At 37.8% G+C, this 13,132-nt stretch carries 12 protein-coding genes; 9 read left to right on the top strand and 3 right to left on the bottom strand.

Going from position 1 to position 13,132, the window contains the following annotated elements:
* Positions 1 to 184, bottom strand: a 184-nt coding sequence (locus BUB11_RS18725) for a sigma factor-like helix-turn-helix DNA-binding protein (protein ID WP_143187654.1), incomplete at its 3' end; no start/stop codon positions are given.
* A gap of 160 nt (positions 185 to 344) precedes the next feature.
* On the opposite strand from BUB11_RS18725, the gene BUB11_RS18720 reads away from it, so the two are divergent.
* From BUB11_RS18720 to BUB11_RS18695, 5 genes are all read left to right on the top strand, one after another.
* Positions 345 to 527 carry a hypothetical protein gene (locus BUB11_RS18720; RefSeq protein WP_073031272.1) on the top strand — a complete coding sequence of 61 codons (183 nt, stop codon included), beginning with the start codon at positions 345 to 347 and terminating at the stop codon, positions 525 to 527.
* 872 nt (positions 528 to 1,399) lie between these two features.
* The gene (locus BUB11_RS28055) at positions 1,400 to 1,762 is read left to right on the top strand and encodes a hypothetical protein (protein ID WP_242947608.1); all 363 of its coding nucleotides are present in this window, start codon (positions 1,400 to 1,402) and stop codon (positions 1,760 to 1,762) included.
* Complete coding sequence (locus tag BUB11_RS18705) at positions 1,763 to 2,335, top strand: accessory gene regulator ArgB-like protein (RefSeq protein WP_073031269.1); 573 nt, start codon at positions 1,763 to 1,765, stop codon at positions 2,333 to 2,335.
* 19 nt (positions 2,336 to 2,354) lie between these two features.
* Positions 2,355 to 2,477 carry a cyclic lactone autoinducer peptide gene (locus BUB11_RS18700; protein ID WP_073031268.1) on the top strand — a complete coding sequence of 41 codons (123 nt, stop codon included), beginning with the start codon at positions 2,355 to 2,357 and terminating at the stop codon, positions 2,475 to 2,477.
* Between the two features lie 137 nt (positions 2,478 to 2,614).
* On the top strand, positions 2,615 to 4,390 hold the full coding sequence (locus BUB11_RS18695) for a two-component system sensor histidine kinase NtrB (RefSeq protein ID WP_073031267.1): 1,776 nt from the start codon (positions 2,615 to 2,617) through the stop codon (positions 4,388 to 4,390).
* A gap of 46 nt (positions 4,391 to 4,436) precedes the next feature.
* On the opposite strand, the gene BUB11_RS18690 is transcribed toward BUB11_RS18695, so the two are convergent.
* On the bottom strand, positions 4,437 to 7,682 hold the full coding sequence (locus BUB11_RS18690; RefSeq protein WP_073031266.1) for a DEAD/DEAH box helicase: 3,246 nt from the start codon (positions 7,680 to 7,682) through the stop codon (positions 4,437 to 4,439).
* Between the two features lie 283 nt (positions 7,683 to 7,965).
* Here BUB11_RS18690 and BUB11_RS18685 point away from each other — a divergent pair, with 283 nt between their 5' ends.
* Positions 7,966 to 8,562 carry a hypothetical protein gene (locus BUB11_RS18685; RefSeq protein ID WP_073031265.1) on the top strand — a complete coding sequence of 199 codons (597 nt, stop codon included), beginning with the start codon at positions 7,966 to 7,968 and terminating at the stop codon, positions 8,560 to 8,562.
* A gap of 107 nt (positions 8,563 to 8,669) precedes the next feature.
* Here BUB11_RS18685 and BUB11_RS18680 read toward each other — a convergent pair whose 3' ends face one another.
* Entirely contained in the window at positions 8,670 to 9,827 is a 1,158-nt protein-coding gene (locus tag BUB11_RS18680) for an amidohydrolase (protein ID WP_073031264.1), read from the bottom strand.
* A gap of 238 nt (positions 9,828 to 10,065) precedes the next feature.
* Here BUB11_RS18680 and BUB11_RS18675 point away from each other — a divergent pair, with 238 nt between their 5' ends.
* From BUB11_RS18675 to BUB11_RS18665, 3 genes are all read left to right on the top strand, one after another.
* On the top strand, positions 10,066 to 10,836 hold the full coding sequence (locus BUB11_RS18675) for a phosphatase (protein WP_073031263.1): 771 nt from the start codon (positions 10,066 to 10,068) through the stop codon (positions 10,834 to 10,836).
* 349 nt (positions 10,837 to 11,185) lie between these two features.
* Complete coding sequence (locus BUB11_RS18670) at positions 11,186 to 12,577, top strand: aspartate kinase (protein WP_073031262.1); 1,392 nt, start codon at positions 11,186 to 11,188, stop codon at positions 12,575 to 12,577.
* A 16-nt stretch (positions 12,578 to 12,593) separates the two neighbouring features.
* A complete protein-coding gene (locus BUB11_RS18665; RefSeq protein WP_073031261.1) occupies positions 12,594 to 13,052 on the top strand; it encodes a YbaK/EbsC family protein in 459 nt (152 codons plus the stop codon).
* Positions 13,053 to 13,132 lie beyond the last annotated feature (80 nt).

Genomic DNA, 13,132 nt, shown 5'->3' with positions numbered 1-13,132 from the left:
CGGTTACCACATACCTCTGACGACCACTTATTCCTTGCCGTTCCCATGGGACCAGTGATCCCTCACAGTATTTCTTAACCGTATTGCGAGATATCCCAAGCAATTTTGCTATATCCCTCTGTGACTTGCCTTCATGCTCATGTAGATAGCGTATCTTTTTATAAACATCCACTTCTATTGACACCCTTTCACCCCTGTACGTCAGCTTCTTACTGATCTGAACTATACAGGTTTTTTATAAGAAGTGGCTCACTTTTTTCCTGGCGTTACTCTTATTTTTGGCTCACTTTTATTTTAGCGTTTATAATTAGGGACAACAACAATTAAATCAACTAGTTCAACATATGACTCAATTTAAGGCCCAGTCACAACAACAGCAACAACTTCAAACAATGAGTCAAAACTCACAGCAAGGTCATGTCAAGGCCAAGGTCAAAAACAGCAGGGTCAGCAAATGCAGCAAGGCCAACCTAGTCAAGGGTGGTTTCAATAAGAATTTTGGAAATAGAGCAGGGCGTTGCATGTAGAATCCTGTTCTTAGAATAAGTTCATATACAAAATGTATACCCCAAAGCTTTTTTGCTTTGGAGTATACATTTTTTAAAATTTCAATGCTTAGATAGACAAGATTTACGCGAATTCGACACTTAGAGTGTGTAATAATTAATAAATGGATGTTGACGTTATAGAGCAACTAATGGCTGGCAAGTTTATTCAGAATTTTAAATAGAGGGGTGAAATGATCTATTGAGATTCCATTCATTTCTTTGCTTATACAAGGAATTCCAGAACAAGCGGCAGTTACAACTTTAGCATTTATAATTGCAAAGGTCCCTATAAAGTGGGATAGAATTTTTTTTATTGGTACATGTTTAGCTTTTAGTGCTTATACAGTGAGATTGTGTCCTATCCCTTTTGGAATTCATACTATCTTGGTAATGTTTTTATTATTTATGTGTCTAACTAAACTAAGTAAAAGGGATGTTAGCCTATCCTTTATGGCAAGTGTTTTAAGCTACTTAATTTTAGCTATATTTGAGTGTGCTTGCTTATCATTGTTTTTGGGTGTTTTTAATATAACACCCAAAATTTTTCTTACAAACATAGTTGTAAGAATTGGAATAGGAGAAATACACGTCCTTCTTTTATTTAGCGCAGCTTTACTTTTGAATAAATCATACATTAAACGAGTTACTTGAACTGCTAAGAGGGAAGGCTTTTAGCGTAAGTTCCTTGCTTATGGAAAAGGTGCCAATTATGTTTCGCTAGGTCCTATTTATTCATGCAATGTGGGAGAGGGGGTTAATTCATAGATATTCCATTTATTGCATTTCTCGTACAAGGTATACCTGAAGTAATCGCAGTAGTCACTTTAGCTTTTGTAATTGCAAAGATACCCATGGGATGGAAAAAAATTATTCTGCTTGGGATAGCTTTAGCATTTATTTCGTATGTTTTGAGAATGTTTACCTTGCCTTTTGGGATTCATACTATTATCCAAATGATTTTTCTGTTATTAGCCTTAATTTTGTTTGGCAATGGAGATTTTAGTTTGTCCCTAATAGCAAGTCTATTAAGTATCTTAGTGTTAGTAATCATCGAATTTGTTTGTCTATCACTACTAATGCCAGTTTTTGGAGTGACTCCTGAAACACTATTTGAAAACTTAGTAATAAGGATTATGATAACAGAACCTCAAGTATTTATTATGTTTATCTTCGCCTTTTTAATAAATAAACTTATTCGAAAAGAGGTAGGATAAATGCATTTTACTGAAAACATTAGTAATAAACTTTCTGAACTAATAACACGTGAACTAAATTATAATGATGATAAGAAGGAAATTATAACATACGCAATTGAAACTGCACTGCTATTTGTCTTAGGCTCTTTTTTTCTTATACTTTTAGGATATTCTTTAAATGCTTTAATGCCGACGGTTATTGCGGCCTTTTTCGGTAGCTCATTAAGAAGAGTATCAGGAGGAGCGCACTTTGATACTCCTCTCAAGTGTTTGGCTTTTGGTACTATAGTTTATAGTTTTTTGGGGGTTTCAACTAAAAAAGTTGTGGAATATGATTTAACTAATAGGCAAATTCTAATTTTTCTTTTATTGATTTCATTGTTAACAGTAGCTTTCTTAGCTCCTGTAGACAGTGAATCAAAGCCGATTAAGTCCACTAGTTTCAAATATAGATTGAAGATTTTTTCTATGCTTTTTGTAATTATCTCCTTTTTAGTAGTTGCTTTAGTAGACTCTGAATTGGTAATTGTTAGTGCAGTATTAGGTGTGGTTTATCAAAGCATCACCTTACTGCCTGTTTTTAATAAGTGAGGAGGTGAGTAATTATTTTATGAAAAAATATGTTTTCTCCATAGTTGCTTCGCTATTAATGATTTTAGCTAGTGCGTCCTCCGTCTTTGCGTGCACATTTTGGGCATATCAACCAAAAACTCCCAAATCGTTGCAAAGATAAATAGAAGGTTTAGAACCTGGAGTAATCACATTTCGTAGCTAACAATATTAAAAGCTGGGATGGATATCCCAGCTTTTAATATTTCGGCAAAACTCTTTGGAAACTTTTTTTATTTGGACAGCTGGAGGATAAATTTGATGGTTTTTAATTTCAAATATATTTATAAAAGGCAATCTATAATTCAATTGACCTTATTCAAAGTTATATTTAGCATTTTTGCTTTTCTAATTTTGTTTATACTTTTTTATGGGCAAAGTTTCTGGGAGAAACAAGGCCTAAAATTTAATTACGACTTATTATTAAATGCTTCAAGAGTTCAAACAGAAATACAATCTCGGACTTCCACTATAGAAGAGTTAAAAAGAGATGAGAGCTTAACGAAGGATAATAAAGTATTAAAAATAAATGAAATCATCCAGTCAGTTATTAATGGAAATGATAGCTATGTTATTGGTTATTATGATAAAGAATTAGATTTAGTCATTAAAAATCAAACTATTGATGCTATTTCATTTAAGCAAATACGCCCTGAAATGCTATCATTGAGTGAATTCAATATCATATCAAAAAGTAACGAGGTAATTAAGGCTATCCTACCAATATATGACCAGGGAAAAATAGTAGGTTATGTATGGGCCTATGCTCAGGATGCTGATTTAGTATTGACGTCATTTAATGAATTAAGTGTAATAGTAATACTATCTTTAACTTTATCGATATTGATTATAATTTCAATTAGAAATCATATGAAGCAGATTAAATTATATTTAGAAAGATTTTGTGCAATTATAATAAATGATAATTGTGAACATGAAAATATTATAAATAAATTACCGGAATTGAAACCTGTTTTAAATAAAATAACTTGTTTTACAGATGATTTAAAACAAATAAACGCAGCTTTAGAAGCATCAAAACTTAACATAATTAAAATTATGGAAGGGATTTCAGACGGGTTTTATGCATTAGACCGCAATGCGCAGTTTATCTTTGTCAACAAGGAAACACAAAAGTTTATTGGAGGGAATAATGTTGAACTTATAGGAAAAATCATATGGGAAATATTCCCAAAAATTAAAGGTTCTGTAACTTACGATAAGATATACGAAGCAATGTCTCAAAATAAATCAGTTCATTGGGAAGCAGAAGGCTTAGCAAATCCTGATCAAAACCATGAATTTCATGCTTACCCCTATAACGAAGGTTTGACAGTGTTTTTTAGAGATATTACGGAGACGAAACGGCAGCAACAAGAACTTAATCGATTAGAAAGGCTTAATCTGATTGGACAGTTAGCGGCTGGAATCAGCCATGAGATAAGAAATCCCTTAACGACTGTTAAAGGTTTTTTGCAGTTTTTTGGTGCAAAACCTCAATACATAAATGATAAGGAATACATAGATTTGATGATTTCTGAGATTGATCGTGCCAATACAATAATAACAGACTTTTTATCTTTGGCTAAAGAAAACTCAGATAACATCATGCGCCAGAATATTAATGAAGTTATTAATAAAGTTTTACCTATGATCCAGGCAGATGCCTATAACAATAATAAGGAAGTAAATGTAGATTTAAATCTGGTGCCGGATATTTTGGTCAATGAAAATGAGATAAAACAACTTATTTTGAACTTAGTTCGCAATGGTTTAGAAGCCACTGCAGAACAGGGATGTGTTACGATTAGCACTTATTTAAAAGAAGATAAAGTTGTTTTAGAAATTAAGGATCAAGGCAAAGGCATTCCTCAAGAAGTACAAGCAAAAATAGGTACTCCGTTTTTCACAACAAAAGACAGTGGTACAGGCCTCGGGCTGGCAATATCTATTGGTATTGCTCAAAGACATGGAGCTGGTTTCGAATTTAAAACAGGGAGCAGTGGGACGATTTTTTATACAGCTTTTCCTTCTTAAAAAGTAGTTAGTTATGTCCAATAGTGATTATATTATCATTTGAGCATCAAGGTATGTCGAAGAGCTCTCTCAGCTCACTTTCTGTTAACTTGGAGAGCATGGTTTCTCCAGGCTGAATAACTGAATCAACCAGCTTCTTTTTCCTTGCTTGTAAGACGTTAATTTTTTCTTCGATGGTTCCTTGGGTAATAAGTTTAATCACTTGGACAGCGTTATTTTGGCCAATGCGGTGAGCTCGATCTGTAGCTTGATCTTCAACGGCGGGATTCCACCATGGGTCGTAGTGAATAACCATGTCCGCTCCCGTCAGGTTTAATCCTGTACCGCCAGCTTTTAGGGAAATCAGAAAGACCTTGCCTTGATTGGAATTAAATAAATTGGCCATGTTCAAACGTTCAACTGCTTTAGTAGAACCCGAAAGATAGAAATGCTCGATATTCTCGGAAATGAGATGGCTTTGAATAATATCTAACATAGTTGTGAACTGAGAAAATATTAAAATGCGGTGGCCGCTGTCTAGAGCATCCGTGAGGATTTCCTGCAAAAGCAACATTTTACCGCTTTCACCAGTGTAATTCTCGATGAACATTGAAGGATGACAGCAAATTTGTCTAAGCCTGGTCAGGGCCGCCAGAATCTTCATGTGACTTTTGTTGAAACCCATAGTAGCAATTTCTTGGGCTATTTTGCTTTTTGCTTCTTGTAAATAAGCAACATATAGCTTTTTTTGTTCTTCTGTCAAAGGAGCATTTAGTTGGGTTTCGATCTTGTCTGGAAGCTCTTTTAGTACGTCCTTTTTTAGACGTCGTAAAATAAAGGGATTAACATGCCGACTTAATTCAGTAATGACGGCAGGGTTCTCGCCTTTGATAATTGGAATTTCATATTGCTTTCGAAATTCTTGGAGAGTAAGGAGATATCCCGGCATTACGAAATTGAAGAGGGACCAGAGTTCGGAAAGAGCATTTTCAATGGGTGTTCCCGTTAAAGCAAAATACCCTTTAGCTTTAATTTGTTGAGTTGATTTAGCATTGAGTGTTTGAGGATTTTTAGTATGTTGTGCCTCATCTAAGAAACAGTATGAAAACTCAACCTTGGCAAATTCATCAATGTCTCGCCGCAGTATGGGATAGGAAGTAACCACCAAGTCCCAATGGGTTTCTAAATTCTTCAGGAGAGCCTGTCTTTCTTGGGGAGCACCTTCTATGACGAGCACTCGCAGGGCGGGAGTGAATTTCTTTGCTTCTTCTTGCCAATTATAGATCAAAGAGGTAGGGGCGATGACGAGTGCCGGTCCTTTGGCGGTTGGTTTTTCTGACAAAATAAAAGAGAGGACTTGCAGGGTCTTTCCCAAGCCCATATCATCAGCCAAGATACCGCCTAATCCAAATGAGGCTAAAGTCTTCAACCACTTAAAACCGGTCTTCTGATAATCTCTTAAGATATTTTGTAGTTCTTCAGGGATTTCAAACTCTCCATCTTGGGGTTCGAGAATGCTTTGCACCAATTGCTTAAAGGCTTTATTTCGCTGTACTCCCGGCAGGTTAGCCTGACGTAAAAAACTGTCTATGTACATTGCTCTGTATTTGGGTAAATTGAGCAGTTTCTTGTTTAGATCATCGGCACCAAGGTTTAAGTTATCTAAGAGTTCAGCAACCGTTGTTAATTCTGGCTGATTCAGGTCGAGGAATGAACCGTCACGAAGGCGATGATATTTTTTCTTTAAATGGAGGGAGTCGAAAATGCTGGCCAATTCATCTTGGGGGATATCATTATATTGGAAGGAGATTTCCAATATGTCTAAAGTTTCATCTAGCCGAACATGACCAGAAAAGGTGGTTGCAGTACGTATTTTCAGCTTAAATTGATCAGAATAGTATAGTTCGGCCAGGTCCCGGAGTTGGGGAAGCCAGTTAACGGTAAATTCAAAGATTTTCTCATCCTCTTCAAGGTGGATGCTTCCTTTAGAGACTGTAAAATCAGCATGTTCAAGAATACTTATAATTCTGCGTTCCTTTTCTGCAGAACGAATAAGAATGATATCATTGGCATCGAAATCATTGACGGTTTCTCGAGTTGAAGCAAATGGGTTTATGATGGTATTCCCATAGTGAAATTCTAAGCGGGCTGTAATACCCATATCTAATGCGCGATCAAGATAGATCTTAGCTTGTAAATCCTGATGGGCGAATTTGTCTTCAAGGAGGGGATCGATTGAAACTTGCCCCAGTTTTCCAATCAAAGGTAAGGCTTCTGAGGCGAAAAACTCCTTCTGAGCTGAGGGTATAAGAATATGGGTTTTAGCCCCTTCACGAAGTGCAGTTATAATTGGAGGGAGCAGGTCCTTCTGAGTGAGAGAGGCTTGGTAAATTTTATTTTGGTAGGCGTAATAATTGCCATCTTGCGTAAGCAGAAGGGGCACCTCGTCCGTTTCCAGGGCTAAAGCGAGATCTTGACCTTGTAACTGTAAAGAGAATTCCATGGGTAACCCATCCCGAACAATCTGGGTGGGCTCTAGAGGACTGGATCCGATTCCCCAAAGAAACATTTTGTCCCCCAGGGCGTCTAAAAATTTGGTTAGGTAATAGCCAGTTAAAGGCAATGCTTTTTGGTTTAACACCGCTGTGGAATAATACGGGCCCTGCATTTCAGTTAAGGCTGTATGCTGGTCAAACATTTCCTGCAGCATAGTAATCACTGCGCGGTCTTCTTCTTTAAAGATCTGCCTTGCAGGTTCAAAAGTAAATTGCTTGCCAAATTCCAGTGATTGTCCTGTTTTAATAGCCTTAAGTAATTGTCCGATGTCTTTAACAACATAGAGGCGTTGAAGACCCAATTTCAGTTGCAGATGAGTAGAAAGCCTGTGGTTAGGCATAGTTTGAAGTTCCACGTTCATAGTTAACTTATCCAAGAGGGTCTCCTGGGGATGATTGGCGAAGGCAGCAAGAAGGTCGTTAACAACATGGTTCAGGGCGATGGGAGCCGGCCAGGCAACGGGTAATTTTGCTTGGGAAGCCTTCAGTACAGCTATAACATGTTTGCATGCTCCTGGATAGTCTGTGAAGGCGGGGCAGGTGCAACGGTAAGAGCGAATCGAGCCCTCACGTTCAAAGGCAACTTGTACTACGTATCGTAAACCGCCTACGACTGAAGCATTAACAAGCCCTTTATCGGGTGAAAAGGAGAAATTTATCACTCTGCCTGCCATGTAATAAGACAGGCCCTTTCTATATACACGATCATTATCTGCCAGATCTAGAATTATTTGTTCAGTGAGAATAAAACGAGACATACAATACTCCTTTGACAGTATATTTCCGCGTGTGGAGATTAACTAAGAATATCATAGTTGATAGCTGCTCGTCTAATAAGAGGGAGTATCTCATTTAGCAGTTCAATAACCCAATTTTAGTCCTGCCATGATTACTCTGTTATGACTCTAGTTACTGTAAACTACCGAGTTGTAAAGGTATGTCGAATATTGTATCATTGAAGATAGAGGAAAAAGGTACAACTGCGCAGAATCAATATAAGAATAATGAGACTGGAATTCGAAGCTTAGGGGGGGATGTTCCTTGCTTATTACCTGCGATAATAACATGCAAATGGGCTATATCTACCTAATGCCTAATGAAACTGTTGACGACTATACCCTCGAAAAAAGTGATATCGGGCTTTACTATGATGTGAACACTCTTAACATTCCAAGAATTAAATGGCTCAGCATGGGCCAAAGTTTGAGTCAAATGCGTTTGGCCACGAAGACATATAGAGAGGCTGTTGATAAGGCGTTTCATTGTGAATATTGGAATGATCTAGATGGTGAAGGTTATATGATGGGAATCGAACTATCTTTGACCGAGGATATCTTTTTAACTCTGGTTGCCCATCAGGCTTTTAAACTTTATGATACTCGTTGGCGTAATTGTGATTTTAGAGTTCTTACCTTGGATGCACACCATGATGTTTTTAATAAAAACAATGTTATTTATCCTTTATCTGCAAAAAAAGATGCCTTTGTCATTTTAACGATTGATCCTTCAACAAAGGTTGCTAAGATTATGGCACTCATTTCTGCAAGAGATGATTTGTACCCAATTGATTACTTGCGGAATCCACTTTTTATTTTAGCAAATTCAAGTCGCTATTTTAATGAAGTTAGTATGAAGTGATCCGCTAACAAAAGAAGTTTGAACGATCCTCTTGTTATACAACTCGAATAAAATGGGGCTGAAATGAACTTAATGGTTTGTTTCAGCCTCTCACTTATTTAATATACTTAGTCCTTTTGATAGACTATTTTTCCACTGGACATGGTCAACATAACTTTGGACATGGTGTTGAAAGGGTCACCAGTATAGATGGCGATATCAGCATCAAATCCTTCTTGAAGCTTCCCTATTCGATTGTCGCAATCCAGCAATTCAGCTGGATGGACTGTCAGGCATCTTAACGCGTCCAGTTCGGAAAGACCTTCGGAGATAGCAAGTCCTGCCACAGTTCTTAGTTGATCGATGGAATTGTACGGATGATCTGAGATTAAGGAAACTTTAACACCCGCTTCCGTTAGTTTCAACACTGAATTGTAATTTCTAGCCTTCAGCTCCATCTTGATTCGAGGGGTAAGCATAGGGCCAAATGCAACGGGAATATTTCTTTCAACTAAGTAATCAGCAACTAAATGGGCCTCTGTACCATGTTCAATCACAAGCTTTTTAATCTTAAACTCTTCGGCAATTCTCACAGCAGTAACAATATCGTCTGCTCTATGAGCGTGAGCTCGCAACGAAATATCGCCACTTAATACAGGGATTACTGCTTCTAAACGGATATCCCTGTAATCTAGCTTGCCTGACTTCTTTAATTCTAAATAATCCTGAGCTCTCATAAATATATCTCTTATTAACCCGGTGATGCCCATTCTCGTAACAGGGCATTTACCATGGGCTCCATAAGTTGCCATAGGATTTTCACCGAGTGAGATTTTAAGACCAGCCGGACTTCTAACAATCATCTGGTCAATAATGTTACCATGGGTTTTAATAACTAAGTTTAATCCACCGATGGCGTTATTACTTCCTGGACCAGTCATTACAGTTGTGACTCCTGCTCGAATAGCATCCCTAAAAGCTATGTCTTGTGGGTTAATGGCATCTAGGCCTCGTAAATGGGGGGTAACAGAGTCAGATGTCTCATTGTTGTCGACTCCTATATTACCAGTAGCCTCCTCAATGATGCCTAAATGTGTATGGCAATCGATTAATCCCGGCAGTACATAACGTTCTCCAACCTCGTATGTCTTACAAGTTGAAGGAGGATTTTCGATAGTTTGAGAGATCTGGCTAATGATTCCATTTTCAATTAAAATGTCGCGAACTATTTTTTCACCGGTTTCTAGGCTGATGGTCAGACAATTCTTTAATAAAAGGGTATCCATTTAACACCTCACTGTTCTTTAGCTCTAAGTAAAGAATAATCAATTCACATACTTAAACACTAACATAATAGTTATATCCAAATTGGAGATAAAAATTAAAACAAATGCCAACATATATTAAGTCTAAATCCTTAACTCAAACTTTACCTAGCGATAATTCCTTTTTAACAATCACCCTATATAATAAATTATACGGAGATTATGAGACTAATTTTAGAAAAGTGATGAGGTGTAAAAAATGGAACTGTTAGTTGATTTGCATACCCATACCATTGCCAGCGGACATGCGTACAGTACTGTAACAGAAAATGCACTGGCAGCTTCTCGCCGAGGAATTAAATTGTTGGGAATGACAGACCACGGCCCAAAAATGCCAGGTGCTCCTCACCTTTTTCATTTTGATAACTTATCAATTCTCCCTGATGAGTTATACGGGGTTAAAATTTTACCTGGTGTTGAAGCCAATATCACGAACTATGAAGGGGATTTAGATATGCCGATGAGATATTTAGAGCAACTGAAGCTTATCCTCGCAGGATTGCATCCCATTTGTTATCCAGGCGGGACATGCGAACAAAATACGCAAGCTTATCTCAAGGCAATGTTAAATCCCTATATAGATATAATGGTTCATCCAGGTCGACCTGATTTTGAGATGGATCTCGAAAAGATCGCACACGCTTCTGCCCTTTTGAACGTCCCTGTGGAGGTCAATAACAGTTCACTTGCAACGATTAGTGGAAAGGACAGAGCAAGGAATAATTGCAATTCTATTGCCCGCTACATGTCAAAGTATAAGAGCCCGGTAATTTTGGGGAGCGATGCTCACTTTTGGGACCGAGTCGGCGAGTTTAGCGAAGCGTTAGAGTTGGTGAGGGAGACTGGGATTTCTGAACAGCAGATTCTTAACACTTCGCCCGAGCGAGTTCTTGATTATTTAGTTGAACGACGTAAACGTCGTACAGAATTCAACCCAATATCTCTCAAGTACAGGCTGAGTATTGCCTAATGTTAATTCTCTAAGGGGTGTACCCTGTTGACAAGATAGAATTTGTTTTAAGATAGCAATTAAATGCAAAGTGGAGAAGTCATCGATGTTATCATACATCTGATGGCTTTCTTTGGTTTGTGTCGGGATATTTGCAGGAATACCTCGAGCCTTACATTGTATCGCAAATATGTTCAAATATCCTTAAAATTGGATCATAGGCTAGTTTTAGCGTATAATTGGTACAATCGGTTCAGGGGATGTTAATGGAATCCATTAAATTATGAGAGTTTTGAAGGAATGTGCTGAGTTTCGACGAATTATGATAGTGCAGAAATAAGAAATACAGAAGAGAGGTTCGAATAATATTATGTTAACTGTGGAGAAAATCGGTGGAACATCTATGTTGCAATTTCAAAATGTACTCAAAGATATAATCGGCTATCCAAGTTCAGATGGTTTTCGTTATGGAAGAGTATTCGTCGTCTCGGCATATGCAGGGGTAACCAATATGCTTCTCGAAGATAAAAAGACCAAAGCTCCGGGAGTTTATCAACGATTTATCAAAGGCGAAGATTATGAATCAGCTATGGATGACTTGTTAGGTATGGCCATGGATATCAATGAAACTTTTACTAAACTTGGCCTGGATTTAAAAGTGTGTCGAGATTTTTTAGTAGAACGAGTTGTGCAAACGAAGGCATATCTTAATAGTATGGAAGATATTGTTGCTTCCGGTTATGTGGGACGAGACAGTATCTATTCCGCCGCGAGAGAGTTGCTGGCATCGATAGGAGAGGCTCATTCCGCTTTCAATACTGTGAATATTCTTCGTAATAATGGAATTCTTGCTGAGTTGGTTGACCTAACGGGTTTCCGAGATTCTAAACAACTCTCAATTAGTGAACGTATTGAAAAGTCTTTCAAGAACGTAAACCCTCATGAAGCAATCATTGTAGCAACTGGTTATACAAAAGGGATCGAGGGAATTATGCGAGAATACGAAAGGGGATACTCTGAAATAACCTTTTCAAAGATCGCAACCCATCTTCATGCAGATGAAGCAATTATCCATAAAGAATATCATTTGTCATCAGCTGATCCGAAAATCGTGGGTGTCGATAAGGCAATTCCAGTGGGCAGAACAAATTACGATGTTGCAGACCAACTTGCTGATATAGGAATGGAAGCCATTCATCCAAATGCGTCTAAACCACTAGAAATGGCTGAAATAAACCTTCGCATTAAGAATACCTTTGAACCTAACCACCCTGGAACAGTTATTTCAAATGATTATATTGGTCCCCAGGCGAAGATCGAAATTATCGCCGGTTCGGATAAAATAGTTATCTTAGAAATTCACGATACATCTATGGTAGGTGAAACGGGATTCGATCTGGAAATTATGAAGAAGTTTAAAAAGTATAATATTAGCTATATCATGAAAACCACAAATGCAAATAGCATTTCCCTCGTAATATGGCAGGCAGATCTTGCTGAATCCTTGGTATCCGAATTAGAAGCTGAGTATCGAACGGTTACAGTCCAGGAAGCTGCGATTGTTTGTTGTATCGGCTCAAATATTGCTATGCCTCGGATTTTAGCCAGAGCCGCTAATGCCTTGGCTAAGAATAATATTAACATTAAATGTGTTTCTCAGTCTCTTCGGCAGGTTAACATGCAATTTGTCATTGATCGGGCAATGTATTCAAAAGCAATAATCTGTTTAAATGAAGATTTATGTTGGGTGAATCATAAGTAATTGGAGGATTCGGGTTATGTCTGTAGAAGCAGTAGCTGCTTTTTTAGAGCAGAACAAAAAAGATATTAAGATATTAAAGTTTCAGGATACAAGTACTGTAGCAAAGGCGGCGGATGCTTTGGGAGTAACCCCGGGAGAAATCGCTAAGTCATTGCTATTTAAAGTGAAAGACGAGTTTATCATGATCCTAATGGCCGGAGATAAGCGGCTTGATAATAGAAAGTTTAAAGAAATTTTCCATACTAAGGCAAAGATGCCCGAAGCGGAGGAAGTATCTGAGGCAACTGGGCACCCTGTAGGCGGGGTTTGTCCGTTTGGGTTGAAACATCCGATACCTATTTATCTGGATCATTCACTGCAAGCTTATACCCAAGTTTTTCCGGCTGCCGGTGCTTCAAATACAGCTTTGAAGTTAACCGTGGAAGAATTAGAAGAATTGACAAAGGCTCAATGGGTGGATGTAATTCAATCTTGATAGTCAGCGTTGTTTAAAGATAATTAAGTGGGCTAAAGGATATCGGCAGTAAGGGATTTATACAGCAGAGAACCTAACGT

The organism is Desulfosporosinus lacus DSM 15449, assembly GCF_900129935.1.
In the GTDB taxonomy this organism is placed as follows: Bacteria; Bacillota; Desulfitobacteriia; order Desulfitobacteriales; family Desulfitobacteriaceae; genus Desulfosporosinus; species Desulfosporosinus lacus.
This window is presented reverse-complemented; position numbering and strand designations above follow the sequence as displayed.